This is a genomic window from Streptomyces sp. NPDC006529 (genome assembly GCF_040611795.1).
Taxonomy (GTDB): Bacteria; Actinomycetota; Actinomycetes; order Streptomycetales; family Streptomycetaceae; genus Streptomyces.
Map to the genome: position 1 here is coordinate 31,403 of NZ_JBEXPB010000014.1, position 17,103 is coordinate 48,505.

The following is a 17,103-nucleotide window of genomic DNA, read 5'->3' on the forward strand; positions in this document are numbered from 1 at the left end:
GCGCTGCGGGGCTACTCGTACGTGCCCAGGTCCCCGATGACCGAGAAGCCGAGGCCGTAGGCGCTCATCCCCCGTCCGTACGCGCCCAGATGGACGCCGCCGGGGGTGGAGCCGGCCAGCACCCAGCCGAACTCGGACTCGCGGTAGTGGAAGGGCGTCGGCTCCCCGTCGACCGGCAGCGACAGCGTGGACCAGTCCTCGCCGCCGAGGTCGTCGGCCAGCTCCCAGGCGGCCTCGGTCTGCTGGTCCAGCCAGTCGCTGCGCAGACTGTGGTCCATCTGGCCGGGCCAGGTGAAGGCCAGCAGCCCCGAACCGGCCAGCCAGGCGGCGGAGGAGACCGAGGTGGCCTCCAGCACCCCGGTGCCGTCGGCACTGCGGCGCAGCGGGTTGCTCGCGACGGTGACGACCACCGCGAAGCGTTCCTTCTCGCCGGTCGCGATCTCGCCGCGCACCGAGGGCTCGTCGCCATGGCCGGTGGAGCCGTGCTCCACGGTGCCGTCGGCGGCCGTACCCACCTGCATGAGCCAGCGGGGGCCGGTGAAGGCGGCGTCCAGCCCGTACCAGGGGAAGGAGGCCCGCCGGTAGCCCTCGGCGGTCCGGCGGGCGCCGGGGACGGGCGTGGGGGGCGCGGAGGGGTCCTGTGGGGCCTGTGCGGCCTCGGGGTCCTGCGCGGCCTGCGCGGCCTGCGCAGCGGCCTCGGCGTCGGATTCCGGGGCGGCCGGTGGCGCGGTCGGCGCCTCGGCGGGCTGCGCCCCTACCCGGCTACTGCTCGTCGTCTCCATCGTGCGGCCTCTCGTTCCGTGGGACCCGGAACGGCCCGCCCCCCTCGGGCGTCCTGCGTCCGGACAGATGGAGAGGATAGCCATCCGACCCCGCGACACCCGGCAGGCAGCGGTCTCAGGCGGGTCAGGTGGCGTCGGCGTCGAAGGGCGCGCGCTGGTCCGGCGCGGGCGGCACGACCCGCTTCACCAGGTCGGTCTTGCCGGCCGGGGGCACGCTGCCGGTGGCCGGACCGGCCGGCTCAACGCCGGGGACGGGCTCCGGCTCCTTGCCGTTGACGGCGTCCGTGACGTCGTGGAGCTCCTTGCGCAGGTCGAAGCTGCTCCGGATCTCCTTGAGGTCCTCGTTCTCGGCCAGCTGCTTGCGGATGAAGGTCTTCGGGTTCAGGTCCTCGAACTCGAAGTCCTTGAACTCCGGGCCGAGTTCGGAGCGGATGTCCTGCTTGGCGCTGTCCGAGAACGCGCGGATCTTCCGGATCACCCCGGACACGTCCTGGATCACCTTCGGGAGCTTCTCCGGACCGAAGATGAGGATGGCCAGGACCACGATCGTGACCAGCTCGAGTGCGCCTATGTCGTTGAACACGTTGCCGCTCCTCGGCTGTCATCCTGCGGGCCTGGACAACGGTACCCGGCCGCCTGCGCGGGCCGACACCTCGCTCCCGGTTTCGTCCGCCGGTCATCCACTGTTCGCCGAACCCAGTACGAGTTCCAGCGTGCGCTCCCTGCCGTCGCGCAGCACGGTCAGGCCGAGCGGATCACCCGGCCGGTGGGCCCTGACCTTGATGATCAGCTCGTCGCCGCCGTGCACCCGCCGTCCGTCGACCTTGGTGATCACGTCGCCGGGCCTGATCCCGGCGCGGGCCGCCGGGCTGCCCGGCGGGACGGCCGGCTTGCCCTCGGCCCCCTTGTCCCCGACCCGGGCTCCGTCGCCCGTGTACTGCATGTCCAGGGTGACGCCGATGACCGGGTGGGTCGCGCGGCCCGTGCGCATGATCTCCTCCGCCACCCGCTTGGCCTGGTTGACGGGGATGGCGAAGCCGAGGCCGATGCTGCCGCTCTGGCGGGCGGGGTCCTTCTCGCCCTGCTCCTGGTCCGCTCCACGGATGGCGCTGTTGATGCCGATCACCCGGCCCTGGCCGTCGAGCAGCGGGCCGCCGGAGTTGCCGGGGTTGATGGGCGCGTCGGTCTGGAGGGCGTCGACGTAGCTGACGTCGCTGCCGTCCCCCTTGTCCCCGCCCGCGGTGATGGGCCGCCCGGTGGCGCTGATGATGCCCGCGGTGACCGTGTTGGACAGGTCGAAGGGGGCCCCGATGGCCACCACCGGGTCGCCGACCTTGACGTTCTCGGAGTTGCCCAGGGCCAGCGGGTGCAGACCGCGCACGCCGTCGACCTTGACCACGGCCAGGTCGTAGCCGCCGTCCCGGCCGACCACCTCGGCGCCGAGGCTCTCGCCGGTGCTGAAGGTGACCGTTATCCGCCGGGCGTCCGCGACCACGTGGTTGTTGGTGAGGATGTGTCCCTGGCCGTCCAGGACGAAGCCGGTACCGGTGCCGTTCCCCGCGCCGCCCGCGACGTGCAGGGTGACCACGCCCGGCAGGGCGGTCGCGGCGATCCCGGCCACGCTTCCGGGGGCCCGGCCCTGGGGCTGGGCCGCCGCCTGCGGCAGCTCCAGCCGTGTACTGCTGCGCCGCTCGGCCCACACCCCGGCCCAGGCCCCGACGCCCCCGGCGAGCAGCGCACTCGCCACGGCCACGACCACCAGCTGCCGCATCCGGATCCCGCCCCGCCGCGGCCCGACGTCCAGCATCTGCAAGGGCGCGGCGGGGGTGCCCCAGGGGTCGTAGCGGGGGGCCACGGGTTCGGGTACGGTCCGGGCCTCCCACTCGGGGGCGGGGGTGGGGGCGGGGGCTTCGAGGCCCTCTACCGAAGGGCCGGTAGCGAGCACACCGGGAGCAGCCACCTCGGGACGGGGTGACTCGGGACCGGGTGACTCGGGACCGGGCGCATGGAGGCCGGGTGCATGGAGGCCGGGTGCATGGAGGCCGGGTGCATGGGAGCCGGGCACATCCGGACGCGGTACCTCGGGACCGGGTGCATGGGGGCCGGGTGCATGGGGGCCGAGCACATCGGGGCCGGGTACGTCGGTCCGCGCATCGGCGGCGGCGGTGACGGCTTCCTCCGACGTCGGCCACGCGGCGGCGGCGCGGGGAGCAGGTACGCGGAGGTCCGCCGCACCCGTCCGGCCGCGGCGGCTCCACCACCGCGGGGCCCTCCGCACCGGAGCCGGATCGGTCGGAGGGTGGGTGTCGGACATGGGCGCTCCCCGCGTGCCTCGGCGCGCGCCCCGCCGGGCGCACCTGACGAGGATTCAACCAGGTCGCCCCACGGCACGGCAGAGGCGGGCGGCCCTGTCACCCCCGTACGCCGCGCCCCACCGGGCGGCGGCGCACCCGGCAGCACGGCGGGCAAGGGCACGGCACGGCACGCGGAGACCGAGGCACGTCAGCACACAGCACACCTCGGGGACCCGTACCCGCCGCACCGGGCATCTCCACCGGCCCACCGCCCGCGTCAGGGCGTCAGCGCGTCAGGGACACCGGGCGAGGCGACAGGTTCGGCGCCACCGGCGGCAGGGGTGGCGCGGTCGGTGCCGAGGGGCTCAGGGCGGCCATCAGCTCGGGGCCCAGGGTCGCGGTCCCGGCCGGCGACCGGGGGCGGTCCCGGATGACCGCGTCCACGACGGACAGCGCACCGCCACTCGCTCCGGGCCGAACGGCCGGGGTGACGCTCGCACCGCCCTCCCCCCGGGCGTTCGGCTCGACCTGGTCCAGCGGCAGCGTGCCGCCGAGCGCGATCGCGGCGAGCGAGACGGCGCCCGCGGCCACGAAGGCGAACCGGCGGCGGGGCTGTCTGCCCACCTCGTGTATCCGGAAGCCCTCCTGCGGACGGGGGCCCTGGAACGCGTACCCGAAGGTGGCGAAGGGATCGGGGGCGTCGGCCCGCGCGGACGCGCCCGGCGGGCCGGGCGGAGCGGCGGAACCGTCGGATCCGCCTCCCGGCAGGCCTTGGAGCCGGGCCAGCAGCCCGGCGGAGAGCGGCGGCGGCGCGCTCTCGACGAAGAGGGTCTTGAGACGGCGCTGCGCATCGGCCTCGGCCTTGCACCGCGGGCAGGTCGCCAGGTGGGCGAGGACGCGCTCGCGCACGTCATGGCTCAGCTCACCGTCCACCAGCGCGGCGAGCCGGTCGCCCAGGTGGTGTTCCGCTGCGGACGGACTGACGCCGCTCACTCGCTTCCGCCCTCTCCCCCCACGAACGGGGCGCCCACGGCCGCTCCTGCCAGCGCACGCTGCTCCGCCCGCGCCTCGGGAGAGCGGTGCTTGAGCGCCTTGCGCAGGTGCGAGCGGCCACGGTGGATCCGGCTGCGGACGGTGCCGAGCTTCACGCCGAGGGTGGCGGCGATCTCCTCGTACGACAGGCCTTCGATGTCGCACAGGACCACGGCGGCGCGGAACTCCGGCGCGAGGGTGTCCAGCGCCTGCTGGACGTCGGCGTCGAAGTGCGTGTCGTGGAGCACCTGCTGCGGATTCGGCTCGCGGCTCGGCAGCCGCTCGGCGGCGTCGTCCCCGAGCGCGTCGAAGCGGATCCGCTGCTTGCGGCGCACCATGTCCAGGAAGAGGTTGGTGGTGATCCGGTGCAGCCAGCCCTCGAAGGTGCCGGGCGTGTACGTCGACAGCGAACGGAACACGCGGACGAAGACTTCCTGGGTGAGGTCCTCGGCGTCGTGCTGGTTGCCCGTCAGTCGGTACGCCAGCCGGTAGACCCGCGCACTGTGCGTGCTGACGATCTCCTCCCAGGAGGGAGGGGTCCACGCCTGCGAGCCCGCATCGGCGGAAAAGGTCGCGGTGGTTGCGGTGGCAGCGGTGTGGAAACGGTCAGCAGTGTTGATCACGGATTTCGGCTCACCCGCCGACCAGAGGAGACGTTTCAGGACGCCTCCACGATCCACAGGCGCAGCCGCACCTCCCCTGTCGGCTCTGGTGGTGTCCAGTGGAGCCCCTACCATAGCCACCCCTCCCGTCAGCTCTGGATAAGCATTTTTGCAGTAACTTTGCACGGGTCGGTGGTCCTTGACCGCCGATCTGCCCGGCGCCGTCCCCTCTATCCCGCCTCTTCCCCTCACAACGCCCGGTCCCATCTGCGGGTTCCCGACGTCAGCGGATACAGTCACCGTTGCGCCAACTATGGGGACAGGAGAGGGTCATTAGCGGCAACCGGCAGACGAGCTGGGCGTTCGCCGACGCGTTTGTCGCCGAGGACGACGCTCTGCGGTGGGCCCGCGACCGGGCGAGGGAAGCGGGCCTGCGCTCGGTTTCCCCCGGCACCGGGGCCGCGCTGCGCCTGCTGGCCGCCACCGCGGACGCCAAGGCGGTCGCGGAGATCGGCACCGGCACCGGTGTCTCCGGCATCCACCTCCTCCACGGCCTGCGCCCCGACGGGGTGCTGACCACCGTCGACCCGGAACCCGACCGGCAGGCCTTCGCCCGCCAGGCCTTCCGGGCCGCGGGCTTCGCGGGCAACCGGGCTCGCTTCATCCCCGGCCGGGCCCTGGACGTCCTGCCGCGGCTCGCCGACGGCGGGTACGACCTGGTCTTCTGCGACGGGGATCCGGCCGAGTCCCTCGACTACCTCGCTGAATCGTTGCGCCTGCTGCGTCCGGGTGGGCTCGTGTGCTTCGAGGGCGTCTTCTCGGACGGCCGTACGGTCGACTCCGCGGCCCAGCCGGTGGAGGTGCTGCGGGTGCGCGAGCTGCTGCGCACGGTCCGCGAGAGCCCCGCCCTGGAGTCCGCGCTGCTGCCGGTGGGCGACGGCCTGCTGTGCGCCGTACGCCGCTGACCCGAACGGTCCGCCGGGGCGGTCCGGCGCGCGCCCGGACATGCCGCTGCCCCACCCGTCATGATCACGGGCGGGGCAGCGGCGACATCAGGAAAAACAGAACTACAGACAACGCGGGCGCGTCAGCCGACGACCTTCTTGAGGGCGTCACCGAGGGCGCCGGCCTCGTCCGGGGTCAGCTCGACGACAAGCCGACCGCCGCCTTCAAGCGGAACGCGCATGACAATGCCCCGCCCCTCCTTGGTGACCTCGAGCGGGCCGTCGCCCGTCCGCGGCTTCATGGCCGCCATGCTCGTTCCCCTTCCTGAATCCAGCTCATCGTCAGCCGACGGCCCCATTCAGGCGCCTAATACCCGGCATCGAACACATTGCTTCCCGCCATTATCCCGCATGTCAGGACCCGATGACCAACATCAGCCGGGAACGCTTGTGCAACGCGCTCGGCCAAAACCACTCATTTCGGCGATCCGCCTGCGATACTTCGCCCCCGCCCGGCCCCCCGGGCACCCGGTTTGTTTGACCTACATCACATACCCGGCGCCCCCCGCGGTCCGCCATGCTGGGGACTTCTGCCCGCGACGAAGGGGGACCCCCGCCATGTCCGACAGCGTGCTCTACGAAGTGACCGACGGACTCGCGACGATCACGATCAACCGTCCCGACGCGATGAACGCCATGAACACCGAGGCGAAGGTCGCGCTGCGGGACGCCGTTCTCGCCGCCGCGGAGGACTCCGGGGTACGGGCCGTCCTGCTGACGGCGGCCGGGGGGCGGGCGTTCTGCGTCGGCCAGGACCTGAAGGAGCACGTCGGGTACCTGGCGGCGGACCGCGAGAACGGCTCCTCGCTGACGATGAGCACCGTCTCGGAGCACTACAACCCGATCGTGCGGGCGCTGACCACCATGGCGAAGCCGGTGGTGGCCGGGGTGAACGGGGTGGCGGCCGGGGCGGGCTTCGGCTTCGCGCTGGCGGCCGACTTCCGGATCGTGGCCGACACCGCGTCCTTCAACACCTCCTTCGCCGGGGTCGCGCTGACCGCCGATTCCGGGGTCTCCTGGACCCTGCCCCGGCTGATCGGGCAGTCGCGCGCGGCCGACCTGCTGCTGTTCCCCCGTTCGGTGCCGGCCCAGGAGGCGTACGAGCTGGGGATCGCGAACCGGATCGTCCCGGCGGAGTCCCTGGCCGCCGAGGCGGTCGCGGTGGCGCGGGCGCTGGCGGCGGGGCCGACGGTGGCCTACGCGGCACTGAAGGAGTCCCTGGCGTACGGGGCCTCCCACGGGCTGGCCGAGGCCTTGGAGAAGGAGGACGCCCTCCAGACCCGTGCCGGTGCCTCCGCCGACCACGGCATCGCGGTCTCCGCCTTCCTCGCGAAGCAGCCCCCCACCTACCTGGGCCGCTGACCCCCGGCCCGGGGGCCGCCCACACCCTCCGGGCCCGCCACCGGCACCCGGGGCCGCGGCCCCGGGGAGCGCTCCGGGTGGGGCCCGTACCGGCAACGCCCGACGACCGCCCGCGGCCGGTCCGCCCTCCGGGGGCGCCTCAAACGCCGGCGAGGCTGAGACGGCCCCCGGCCGCGTACCGGCAATGCCCGACGACCGCCCGCGGCCAGTCCGTCCTCCGGAGGCGCCTCAAACGCCGGCGAGGCTGGGATGGCCCCCGGACCGGGCAGGAAAGACAGCGCTTTCGCGTCCGGCGGTGGTGGAGCAATTCCAGCCCCGCCGGCGTTTGAGGCGCCCCCGGAGGGGACGGCACGGGACCCCGGGCGCAGCAGCGCCGCCCGGCAGGGGCAGACCTCTCCACATCCAGCCCCGCCGGCGTTTGAGGCGCCCCCGGAGGGGATGGTCGCGGGCGGGTGGGGGGCAGGGTCCGCCGGAGGGTGCGGGCCCGCGCGACTGGCCCCGGGGCCCGGGTCGGCTAGCGGGCCGCCGTGCGGGAGACGCAGCTCGCCAGGTGGTCGTCGACCAGGCCGCAGGCCTGCATCAGGGCGTAGGCCGTGGTGGGGCCGACGAAGCGGATGCCGGCGGCTTTGAGGGACTTCGCCAGGGCGGTGGACTCCGGGGTCACCGCCGGGACCTGGGTGGTGCTCAGCGGGGCGGGCCCCGGGCGGGCCGGGGCGTGGGACCAGATCAGGGCGTCCAGGTCACCCGGGGCCCACCCGGCCAGGACCTTCGCGTTCGCCAGCGTCGCCGCGATCTTCGCCCGGTTGCGGATGATCCCCTGGTCCGCCATCAGCCGCTCCGCGTCCGCCTCGCCGAACTCCGCGACCTTGGCGATCTCGAAGTGCGCGAAGGCCGCGCGGAAGCCCTCCCGCCGCCGCAGGATCGTCAGCCAGGACAGCCCGGACTGGAAGGCCTCCAGGCAGAGCCGCTCGTACAGCGCGTCGTCCCCGTGGACCGGACGCCCCCACTCCGTGTCGTGGTAGGCGACGTAGTCCTCGGTCGACAGGGCCCACGGGCAGCGCAGCCGCCCGTCCGGCCCCGGCAGGGCCGCCCCCGGCGCCGGGGTCACCGTTCGTCCTTGGTGAGGTCGGGCCCGGCCGCCGCGGCCGGACGGGCCAGCGCCGCCTCCAGCTCCGCGATCCGCGCGTCCCGCTCGGCCAGTTCCGCGCCGAGGCGCGTCAGTACGTCGTCCACCTCGGCCATGCGGTACCCCCGCGGAGCCACCGGCAGCCGCAGCGCGTCGATGTCCGCCCGGACCACCGGCCGGGTCTCCGGCAGGCCGTCGGCCACGATCTCGGGGTCCACCTCGGGCAGCACCGCGTCGCTGCCGCCGCCGACCACCGCGAGGGTGACCCCGGCGACCACCACGACCAGCGCGATCAGCAAGAACCAGAACACGATCAACTCCCCTGAGAGACTGCGGCCACGGACCCGATCGTGCCATGCGCGCGCCGCGGCCACGCGCGCGCGGCGGCTAAGGTCGCTGGCGGGGCGGCGAGGGCCGCCGGAGGAGGAAACACGGGATGCTGCGACTGGGCAGGCGCGAGTTCGACACCCACGAGCCGGTGATCATGGCGATCGTGAACCGGACCCCGGACTCGTTCTACGACCAGGGCGCCACCTTCCGCGACGAGCCGGCGCTGGACCGGGTGGAGCGGGCGGTCGCCGAGGGCGCGGCCATCATCGACATCGGCGGGGTCAAGGCGGGCCCCGGCGAGCACGTGGACGCGGCCGAGGAGGCCCGTCGCACGGTGGGCTTCGTCGCGGAGGTACGGCGCCGCCACCCGGACGTGGTGATCAGCGTGGACACCTGGCGGCACGAGGTCGGCGAGGCCGTCTGCGCGGCCGGGGCGGACCTGCTGAACGACGCGTGGGGCGGGGTGGACCCGAAGCTCGCGGAGGTCGCGGCCCGCTTCGGCGCGGGGCTGGTCTGCACGCACGCGGGAGGCGTGGAGCCCAGGACCCGGCCGCACCGCACGGCGTACGAGGACGTGATGGCGGACATCCTGCGGGTGACGGTCGGCCTCGCGGAACGGGCGGCCGCGCTGGGCGTGCCGCGCGAGTCGATCATGATCGACCCGGGCCACGACTTCGGCAAGAACACCCGGCACTCGCTGGAGGCCACGCGCCGCCTCGGGGAGATGGCGGAGACCGGCTGGCCGGTGCTGGTGTCCCTGTCCAACAAGGACTTCGTGGGCGAGACCCTCGACAGACCGGTCAAGGAGCGCCTGCTGGGCACCCTGGCCACGACGGCCGTCTCGGCCTGGCTGGGCGCGCAGGTGTACCGGGTCCACGAGGTCGCGGAGACCCGGCAGGTGCTGGAGATGGTGGCGTCCATCCAGGGCCACCGCCCGCCCGCCGTCGCCCGCCGGGGCCTCGCCTGAGGAGGCCGGTCCCCGGCGGGTCCGGGGTTACTTGCCGACTTCCTTGGTCACCAGCGCGATCGCCTCGTCCACGTCGTCCGTGACGTGGAAGAGGTAGAGGTCCCGTTCCGAGGCCTTGCCCTGGGCGATCACGGTGTTCTTCAGCCAGTCGGTCAGCCCGCTCCAGTACGCCGTGCCGAACAGCACGATCGGGAAGCGGGTGATCTTCTGCGTCTGGACCAGAGTCAGCGCCTCGAACAGCTCGTCCAGCGTGCCGAGGCCGCCCGGCAGCACCACGAAGCCCTGGCTGTACTTGACGAACATCGTCTTGCGGACGAAGAAGTACCGGAAGTTCAGCCCGAGGTCGACGTGCTGGTTGAGCCCCTGCTCGAAGGGCAGCTCGATGCCGAGGCCGACCGAGAGCCCGTTGCCCTCGCGGGCGCCCTTGTTGGCGGCCTCCATCGCGCCCGGGCCGCCGCCGGTGATGACCGCGAAGCCCGCGTCGACGAGGGCCCGGCCGATGGCCACGCCCGCCTCGTACTCCGGCGAGTCCACCGGGGTGCGCGCCGAACCGAACACGCTGATCGCGGGCGGCAGCTCCGCGAGGGTGCCGAAGCCCTCGATGAACTCCGACTGGATGCGCAGGACCCGCCAGGGGTCGGTGTGCACCCACTCGGAGGGCCCGGCGGAGTCCAGCAGCCGCTGGTCGGTCGTACTGCCCGCCTGGACCTGGTCCCGCCGGCGCAGTACGGGACCCAGCTGCTGCTCGGCCGGCTTCCTCCGGCCGCTCTCAGGGTTGCCCATGATGTGCTCCCTCCTGCTGATCGTTCGCCTCAGGGTAGGCGCACGGAGGTGACGAGCAGCGGAATTCAGGAGGTCAGCCAGGCGCGGAGTCGTTCCTCGCAGTGCAGGATCGCCTTCGTCTCCACCCGTTCGTCGACCTTGTGGGCCAGCAGGGCGTTCCCCGGGCCGTAGTTGACGGCCGGTACGCCGAGCGCGCTGAAGCGCGACACGTCCGTCCAGCCGAACTTCGGCATGGCGCGCCCGCCGACCGCCGCCATGAACGCGGCCGCCGCCGGGTGGGAGAGGCCGGGCAGCGCTCCGCCGGAGCTGTCGTCGACCACGAACTCCTCGACGGCGCAGTCCGCGAAGACCTCGCGGACGTGCGCGAGCGCATCCGCCTCGCTGCGGTCGGGGGCGTAGCGGAAGTTGACCGTCACGGCGCAGGCGTCGGGGATCACGTTGTTGGCGACGCCGCCCTCGATCCGTACCGCGTTCAGGCCCTCGTGGTACTCCAGGCCGTCGATGACGGGGCGGCGCGGCTCGTACGCCGCCAGCTTCGCCAGGATCGGTCCGGCCGCGTGGATCGCGTTGGAGCCCATCCAGCTGCGCGCGGAGTGGGCGCGTTCGCCGGCGGTGCGCAGGATCACCCGCAGGGTGCCCTGGCAGCCGCCCTCGACCTCCGCGTCGGAGGGCTCCAGCAGGACCGCGAAGTCACCGGTCAGCCAGTCCGGGTGGGCCTCGGCGACCTTGCCCAGGCCGTTGAGGTGGGAGGCGACCTCCTCCTGGTCGTAGAAGACGAAGGTGAGGTCCCGGTTGGGCTCGGGCACGGTCGCCGCGATCCGCAGCTGGACGGCGACGCCGGACTTCATGTCGGTGGTGCCGCAGCCCCACAGGACGCCGTCCGCGTCGAGCCGCGAGGGCACGTTGTCCGCGATCGGCACGGTGTCGAGGTGCCCGGCGAGGACGACGCGCTCCGCCCGGCCGAGGTGGGTGCGGGCCACGACGTTGTTGCCGAAGCGGTCGACGGTGAGGTGCGGCAGACCCCGCAGCGCCAGCTCCACGAGGTCCGCGAGGACCTTCTCGTCGCCGCTCACGGACGGGATGTCGACGAGCCGGGCGGTCAGCTCGGCAGCGTCCAGGGTGAGGTCCAGCTCGGATTCGGACATGGCTCCGACCCTAATGCCCCGGCCCGTCCGGGAGGCCGGGACGTCCGGCCGATGGACGGCCGGGTGGCTCAAGTACGGTGGGCCGCGTGTCCGAGACTCCCCTGAAGACGCCCCGCCCGGGCCGTCGCCGACGCCCGTTCCGGCTGGCCGCGGCGCTGCTCGTGCTGCTCGGGCTCGCCGGTTACTACATAGTCCAGAACGAGTCGACGGGCGGTGACGGCGCCCCGCACTGCACCGTGGTGGCGGCGCCGGCCGGCGCCGGGGGCCGGGGCGGGGGCGCCTCGTACTCGATGAACCTCGAACAGGCCCGGTACGCGGCGACCATCGCGGCGGTCGGCTCGACGAGGAAGGTGCCGGAGCGGGCGGTGACGATCGCGATGGCCACGGCCATGCAGGAGTCCGCGCTGCGCAACCTGGACCACGGCGACCGGGATTCGCTGGGCCTCTTCCAGCAGCGGCCCTCCCAGGGCTGGGGCACCCCGGCGCAGATCATGGATCCGGTGTACTCGGCCGGGATCTTCTACGACCACCTCCTCGACGAGGTGCCGGACTACGCGGACCTCCCGCTGACGGTGGCCGCGCAGAAGGTGCAGCGCAGCGGTTTCCCGGAGGCGTACGCGAAGCACGAGCCGGACGCCGCCCTCCTCGCGGCGGCGTTCACGGGGCGCGCCCCGGGTTCCCTCAGCTGTTCCGGTCCGCTCCCGCAGGAGACGGGGGACGCCGCGCGGGTCACGGCGGAGCTGGTGAAGGTGTTCGGGGCCGGGGTGGCGCCGAAGGCGGGGCCGCCCGCCTCGCCGGTCCGTACGGCGCCGGTGGCCGCCGACGGCTCCGAGGTCACGGTCGCGGTCGCGGGGACGGACCGGGGGGCTCCGGTGGACCGGCGGCGCGGCTGGGAGCTGGCGAGCTGGGCGGTGGCGCACGCCGCCGATCTCGGGGTCCAGCGGGTCTCGTACGACAACAAGGCGTGGATCGCGGGCAAGAACAAGGGGCGGTGGATCGATAAGCCCCCGGGCAAGTCCGGTGACGGCGACGGGCGCAACGCGGGCCCGGACGACGTACGGATCTTCGTCGCGCCGCTGAACCGCTGACCCGCCGCCCCTACGGGCCGCCCCCGCTGAACCGTTCCGCCACCGCCCGGGCACCAGTACGGGCCGTCATCCGTACGGGTTCGCGCCCTGCGGCGTGCGCCGGTGCGCGCGCGGGGCAGAACGCCAGCTCACGGCATGTCCGGTGCGCTTGTCACCGAAGCCGATAAAACGACGCGTTACCAAGCCTTTACCCGTCCGCTCCGCAACTCGGCAGGCCCCCCGAGGTGTTGTGCACGGCGTACTCAGCCCGCACGACGACGCTTAGGAGCACCATGTCCCTCCCCCTGACCCGCCGGATCGCCCGTGCCGCACTGCTGCTCGCAGCCGGAGCGGCGCCCGTGGTCGGCGCGGCCGGCTCGGCGAGTGCCGTGGGCCTGGAGTCCGCACCCCAGCTGGGTTCGCTGACCGCCCTGGACAGCGCGAGCCTCGGACACGCCGTGGACAGCACCGCCCGCCAGGGCGCCGACATGGCCGGCGCCACCGGCGGCAAGGCCGTGGAGTCCGCCGTCCCGGCGGTGGGCGCGGTGAGCGGCAACGCGGCCGCCAAGGGCCTGCCGACCGCCCACGAGAGCGCGACCGGCCTGGCCGGCGCGGCGGGCTCGGTGGCCGGCGACACCGCCGGTGCGGCGGGCAAGAGCGGCCTGCCGACGGACGGGCTCACCGGGAACCTGATGGGCGGCCTGCCCGTGGCCGGTGCCCCCGCCGCCGCGAGCCCGCTGCCCACCGCCGGTCTGCCCGACGCTGCGGCCCCCGCCACCACGCTGCCCGCGTCGCTGCCGACGTCCACGCTGCCGACGGACGGGGTCCCCGGGGCCGCGGCCCTCGCCCCCGTCCAGTCGCTGCCGGTCGGCTCCCTGCCGCTCGGTTCGCTGCCGCTGGGCGGCTGACGCCCGTACGCGGGAGCCGCACGCGGCGCCCGCGGCACGCAGCACGCACGAACGCCGAAGGGGCCGGGAGCACGAACTCCCGGCCCCTTCGGGCTCGTTCGCCCGCGAGGGCTCAGCCGAGGCGCTTGACCGCCGCCGCCACCCGCTCGTCCGTCGCCGTGAACGCGACCCGGACGAAGTCCGCGCCCGCCTCGCCGTAGAAGTCGCCGGGGCAGACCAGGATGCCCAGACCCGCGAGGTAGGCGACCGTCTCCCAGCAGGGCTCGTCGCGGGTCGCCCACAGGTACAGGCTCGCCTCGCTGTGCTCGATCCGGAAGCCGTGCCCGCGCAGCGCCGCGCTCAGCGCCTCGCGGCGGGCGGCGTAGCGGCCGCGCTGCTCCTGGACGTGCGCGTCGTCGCCCAGCGCGACCGCGGCCGCGGCCTGGACCGGCGAGGGCGTCATCATGCCGCCGTGCTTGCGGATCTCCAGCAGCTCGGCGAGCACGTCGGCGTCACCGGCGGCGAAGGCCGCGCGGTATCCCGCCAGGTTGGAGCGCTTGGAGAGGGAGTGGACGGCCACCAGGCCCTCGTACGAGCCGCCGCACACGTCGTCGTGCAGTACGGAGACGGGCTCGGCCTCCCAGCCCAGCTCCAGGTAGCACTCGTCGCTGAAGACCAGGATCCCGTGCTCGCGCGCCCAGGCCACGATCCGGATCAGCTCCTCCTTGGAGAGGACCTTCCCGGTCGGGTTGGACGGGGAGTTCAGCCACAGCAGCCTGAGCCCGGCCGGGTCCAGCTCGGTGGGGTCGTCGTAGACCACCGGCTCGGCGCCGCACAGCCGCGCGCCGACCTCGTACGTCGGGTACGCGAGCCGCGGGTAGGCGACCTTGTCACCGGCGCCCAGGCCCAGCTGGGTCGGCAGCCAGGCCACCAGTTCCTTGGAGCCGACCACCGGCAGCACGTTGCGGTGCTCCGCGTTGCTCGCGCCGAGGCGCCCGCGCACCCAGCCCGTGATCGCGTCGCGGTACGCGGCCGTGCCCCACACCGTCGGGTAGCCCGGCGAGTCGGCAGCCGCCACCAGCGCGCGCCGGATCAGCTCCGGCACCGGGTCCACCGGGGTTCCGACGGACAGGTCGACGATGCCGTCCGCGTGGGCGGAGGCGGTTGCCTTGTACGGCTCCAGCTTGTCCCAGGGGAAGGCGGGAAGACGAGCGGATACTGCGGCCACGGTGGTCTCTGCTCTCTCTCTGCGTGCTCGGCGTACCGGATTCGGAAAACACCTCGGTCCCGTGCGGCGCGTTCGCCGTACGGGACCGAGGGACGCGCGCGCCCAGGACTGCGCCTAAGCCGGTCAGTGGTCGCCGTTCATGGGCGGCAGCGCGGCGATGAACGGGTGGTCGCGCTCGATCAGTCCGAGCTTGGAAGCACCACCGGGCGAACCGAGATCGTCGAAGAACTCGACGTTCGCCTTGTAGTAGTCCTTCCACTCTTCCGGAGTGTCGTCCTCGTAGAAGATGGCCTCGACCGGGCAGACCGGCTCACACGCACCACAGTCGACGCACTCGTCCGGGTGGATGTACAAGGACCGCTGGCCCTCGTAGATGCAGTCGACGGGGCACTCTTCGATGCATGCCTTGTCCTTGACGTCGACACAAGGCTCCGCGATGACGTAGGTCACGCTCTCGTTCCTCCTCGGTAGGGCTTTCCATATCGCGCGGGAGCGCGGCGTCGTCGATGCCCGGCTCTAGTATCTCCGTTCCCGGGCACGATCCGAACAGGAGGGGCGGAGACAGCTGTGGAAATCACTGCCGGCGCACTGATGGAAATCCGTATCACCGCGGCTGACGTGGGGAAACGGGTATCTGTACGACGGGTGGAGAGTGCCTCGGGCCGGTCCGTCACCTTCACGGACACCCTGGGGGTGCTCACATCGTGGACCGACGGTGTGCTGCTGATCACACAAAAGAATGGCAAGAGCGTCCGCATCGCGGAATCGTCGCTGGTCGCGGGCAAGGTGGTGCCCCCCGCCCCGGCCCGCCGCAGGGGCCCTTCGGCCACCTTCGAGGAGCTGGCCCGGGCCGGTGCGCGGGCCTGGCAGCCGCTGGAGAGCGAGGCGCTGGGCGGCTGGACGCTGCGGGCGGCCGCCGGATTCACCCGGCGGGCCAACTCGGCGCTGCCGCTCGGCGATCCGGGAATGCCGGTCGAGGAAGCACTCGCGCGAGTGAAGGCCTGGTACGCGGAGCGCGGACTTCCGGCGTACGTCCAGGCCGCGACCGGCGCCCTCGGCACGCAGGAGCTGCTCTGCGCGGAGCTGGAGCGGCTCGGCTGGACCCGTGAGGTCTCCGCGGAGGTACGGACGGCCTCGCTCGCCCCGCTCGGCGACCTGGACGCGGACGTCCGCGCGGTCGAGCTGAGCCGCACCTGCGACGAGGAGTGGCTGGGCCGGTACGGGCGTACGGGCGCCCTCGCGCCGGTGGCCCGGCAGGTGCTGTCGGCGGGCCCCTCGGTGTGGTTCGCCCAGGTCCCGGGCCGGGCGATCGGGCGGTGCGTGGTCGACGGCCGCTGGGCCTCCTTCGCGGCGGTCGAGGTCGATCCGGCGCACCGGCGGGAGGGGCTGGCCACCGCCGTGATGACGGCGCTGGCCCGGCGCGCGCTGGACGAGGGCGCGTCGGCGGCGTGGCTCCAGGTGGAAAGTGAGAATCCCGGGGCGCTGGCGCTGTACGACCGGCTGGGTTTCGCGGCGCACCACGCCTACCACCACTTCCGGGCGGCGTGATGGGGTTCCGTGAGGAGTTCGCGGCGGAGGCGCGGGCGGAGCGGCCCGACCTCGCGCTGCTGTGCCTGTACCTGGCGGCCGAGGCGGATCCGGCGCTGGACCAGCGGGCCGTGGACGAGGCGCAGATCGAGCTGGACCGGCTGGCGGGGCTGCTGCCGTACGGGCTGCGCGGGGCGCGGGCCTGGGCGTCGGCGGTGACGGAGCTGCTGGGCGGGCGGATGGCCTTCCACGGCACCCCCGCCGACTACGACCGGCTGTCGTCCTCGCTGCTGCACGAGGTGCTGCGGCGGCGGCGCGGGCTGCCGATCCTGCTGTCGGTGGTGTGGCTGGAGGTGGCCCGGCGGGCCGGTGCGCCGGTGTACGGGCTGGCTCTGCCGGGGCACTTCGTGGTCGGCTTCGGGGATCCGGAGGAGGGGGTCGTGGTGGACCCCTTCGCGAGCGGGGCCGCGCTCGGGGCGGGGCCGGCGGAGCTGGCGGAGGGGCCGCGGGTGGCAGCCCGGACGCTGGACATCGTCCTGCGGATCCTGAACAACATCCGGGCCTGGGCGTCTACCCGGCCGGAGCATTCCGGGGTGGCGCTGTGGGCGCTGGACCTTGCGCTGCTGCTGCCGTCGCATCCGGCGGCGCTGCGGTACGAGCGGGGGCGGCTGCTGGTGGAGCGGGGCTCCTACACGGAGGGTGCGGTGGAGTTGGAGGGGTACGCGGTGGTCGTGGACGCGATGGACAAGGCGGCTTCGGCGCGGATCCGGGCCGAGGCCCTTGCCGCCCGCGCCCGCCTGAACTGACGGCCCGGCGCCGCCTCCCCCTCCACCCTGGCGGGGCTCGTCCCCACCTCCCCGCCGCCCCGCCGCCCCTGGCGGGGGTGCCTCCGGCGGCGCCTCAAACGCCGGCGAGGCTGGGGGTGGCAACGCCACGATCAAGCCCGTCGGGCCACCCCGAGCCCGCC

Annotated in this window: 19 protein-coding genes; 7 read left to right on the forward strand and 12 right to left on the reverse strand. The window is 73.8% G+C overall.

Annotated elements, in window-relative coordinates:
- Positions 1-11: 11 nt before the first annotated feature.
- From ABZY31_RS13345 to sigE, 5 genes are all read right to left on the reverse strand, one after another.
- A complete protein-coding gene (locus ABZY31_RS13345; protein ID WP_356408758.1) occupies positions 12-782 on the reverse strand; it encodes a hypothetical protein in 771 nt (256 codons plus the stop codon).
- Between the two features lie 124 nt (positions 783-906).
- Complete coding sequence (locus tag ABZY31_RS13350; protein ID WP_356408760.1) at positions 907-1,365, reverse strand: sec-independent translocase; 459 nt, start codon at positions 1,363-1,365, stop codon at positions 907-909.
- Between the two features lie 93 nt (positions 1,366-1,458).
- Positions 1,459-2,727 carry a trypsin-like peptidase domain-containing protein gene (locus ABZY31_RS13355; protein ID WP_356408763.1) on the reverse strand — a complete coding sequence of 423 codons (1,269 nt, stop codon included), beginning with the start codon at positions 2,725-2,727 and terminating at the stop codon, positions 1,459-1,461.
- Positions 2,728-3,361: 634 nt separating this feature from the next.
- The gene (locus ABZY31_RS13360) at positions 3,362-4,069 is read right to left on the reverse strand and encodes a zf-HC2 domain-containing protein (protein WP_356408766.1); all 708 of its coding nucleotides are present in this window, start codon (positions 4,067-4,069) and stop codon (positions 3,362-3,364) included.
- On the reverse strand, positions 4,066-4,845 hold the full coding sequence (sigE, locus tag ABZY31_RS13365; RefSeq protein WP_356408769.1) for an RNA polymerase sigma factor SigE: 780 nt from the start codon (positions 4,843-4,845) through the stop codon (positions 4,066-4,068). The genes ABZY31_RS13360 and sigE overlap by 4 nt, the downstream gene beginning before the upstream one ends.
- Before the next feature lie 167 nt (positions 4,846-5,012).
- On the opposite strand from sigE, the gene ABZY31_RS13370 reads away from it, so the two are divergent.
- Entirely contained in the window at positions 5,013-5,675 is a 663-nt protein-coding gene (locus tag ABZY31_RS13370; RefSeq protein ID WP_351050844.1) for a class I SAM-dependent methyltransferase, read from the forward strand.
- 122 nt (positions 5,676-5,797) lie between these two features.
- Here the strand turns inward: ABZY31_RS13370 and ABZY31_RS13375 are convergent, their stop codons facing one another.
- Positions 5,798-5,965, reverse strand: coding sequence for a DUF3117 domain-containing protein (locus tag ABZY31_RS13375; protein ID WP_069086806.1), 168 nt, complete (start codon positions 5,963-5,965; stop codon positions 5,798-5,800).
- 307 nt (positions 5,966-6,272) lie between these two features.
- Between ABZY31_RS13375 and ABZY31_RS13380 the strand changes: the two genes are divergently transcribed.
- Positions 6,273-7,076, forward strand: coding sequence for an enoyl-CoA hydratase-related protein (locus ABZY31_RS13380; RefSeq protein WP_356408772.1), 804 nt, complete (start codon positions 6,273-6,275; stop codon positions 7,074-7,076).
- A gap of 514 nt (positions 7,077-7,590) precedes the next feature.
- Here the strand turns inward: ABZY31_RS13380 and ABZY31_RS13385 are convergent.
- Positions 7,591-8,184: a DNA-3-methyladenine glycosylase I gene (locus ABZY31_RS13385; RefSeq protein ID WP_356408775.1), complete on the reverse strand. Its 594-nt coding sequence runs from the start codon at positions 8,182-8,184 to the stop codon at positions 7,591-7,593.
- The gene (locus ABZY31_RS13390) at positions 8,181-8,519 is read right to left on the reverse strand and encodes a DivIVA domain-containing protein (RefSeq protein WP_356408778.1); all 339 of its coding nucleotides are present in this window, start codon (positions 8,517-8,519) and stop codon (positions 8,181-8,183) included. Before ABZY31_RS13390 ends, ABZY31_RS13385 begins: the two co-directional genes overlap by 4 nt.
- Before the next feature lie 119 nt (positions 8,520-8,638).
- Between ABZY31_RS13390 and folP the strand changes: the two genes are divergently transcribed.
- Positions 8,639-9,499 carry a dihydropteroate synthase gene (folP, locus tag ABZY31_RS13395; RefSeq protein WP_356408780.1) on the forward strand — a complete coding sequence of 287 codons (861 nt, stop codon included), beginning with the start codon at positions 8,639-8,641 and terminating at the stop codon, positions 9,497-9,499.
- A 27-nt stretch (positions 9,500-9,526) separates the two neighbouring features.
- Here folP and ABZY31_RS13400 read toward each other — a convergent pair whose 3' ends face one another.
- Together ABZY31_RS13400 and dapE are read right to left on the reverse strand one after the other, a co-directional pair.
- Positions 9,527-10,282: a TIGR00730 family Rossman fold protein gene (locus ABZY31_RS13400; RefSeq protein ID WP_356408783.1), complete on the reverse strand. Its 756-nt coding sequence runs from the start codon at positions 10,280-10,282 to the stop codon at positions 9,527-9,529.
- 65 nt (positions 10,283-10,347) lie between these two features.
- Entirely contained in the window at positions 10,348-11,427 is a 1,080-nt protein-coding gene (dapE, locus tag ABZY31_RS13405; protein WP_356408786.1) for a succinyl-diaminopimelate desuccinylase, read from the reverse strand.
- Between the two features lie 77 nt (positions 11,428-11,504).
- Here dapE and ABZY31_RS13410 point away from each other — a divergent pair, with 77 nt between their 5' ends.
- Both ABZY31_RS13410 and ABZY31_RS13415 read left to right on the forward strand, forming a co-directional pair.
- Positions 11,505-12,515: a hypothetical protein gene (locus ABZY31_RS13410; RefSeq protein WP_356408788.1), complete on the forward strand. Its 1,011-nt coding sequence runs from the start codon at positions 11,505-11,507 to the stop codon at positions 12,513-12,515.
- Positions 12,516-12,787: 272 nt separating this feature from the next.
- Positions 12,788-13,402, forward strand: coding sequence for an ATP-binding protein (locus ABZY31_RS13415; RefSeq protein WP_356408791.1), 615 nt, complete (start codon positions 12,788-12,790; stop codon positions 13,400-13,402).
- Positions 13,403-13,514: 112 nt separating this feature from the next.
- Here the strand turns inward: ABZY31_RS13415 and dapC are convergent, their stop codons facing one another.
- Together dapC and fdxA are read right to left on the reverse strand one after the other, a co-directional pair.
- Positions 13,515-14,609: a succinyldiaminopimelate transaminase gene (gene dapC, locus ABZY31_RS13420; RefSeq protein WP_356408794.1), complete on the reverse strand. Its 1,095-nt coding sequence runs from the start codon at positions 14,607-14,609 to the stop codon at positions 13,515-13,517.
- Between the two features lie 123 nt (positions 14,610-14,732).
- Positions 14,733-15,059, reverse strand: coding sequence for a ferredoxin (gene fdxA, locus ABZY31_RS13425; protein ID WP_356408797.1), 327 nt, complete (start codon positions 15,057-15,059; stop codon positions 14,733-14,735).
- Between the two features lie 117 nt (positions 15,060-15,176).
- Here fdxA and ABZY31_RS13430 point away from each other — a divergent pair, with 117 nt between their 5' ends.
- Positions 15,177-16,157, forward strand: a complete 981-nt coding sequence (locus ABZY31_RS13430; RefSeq protein ID WP_356408800.1) for a GNAT family N-acetyltransferase — start codon at positions 15,177-15,179, stop codon at positions 16,155-16,157.
- Positions 16,157-16,942 (forward strand): transglutaminase-like domain-containing protein, encoded by a 786-nt coding sequence (locus ABZY31_RS13435; protein ID WP_356408803.1) that lies wholly within the window; start codon positions 16,157-16,159, stop codon positions 16,940-16,942. The genes ABZY31_RS13430 and ABZY31_RS13435 overlap by 1 nt, the downstream gene beginning before the upstream one ends.
- Positions 16,943-17,103: the final 161 nt, after the last annotated feature.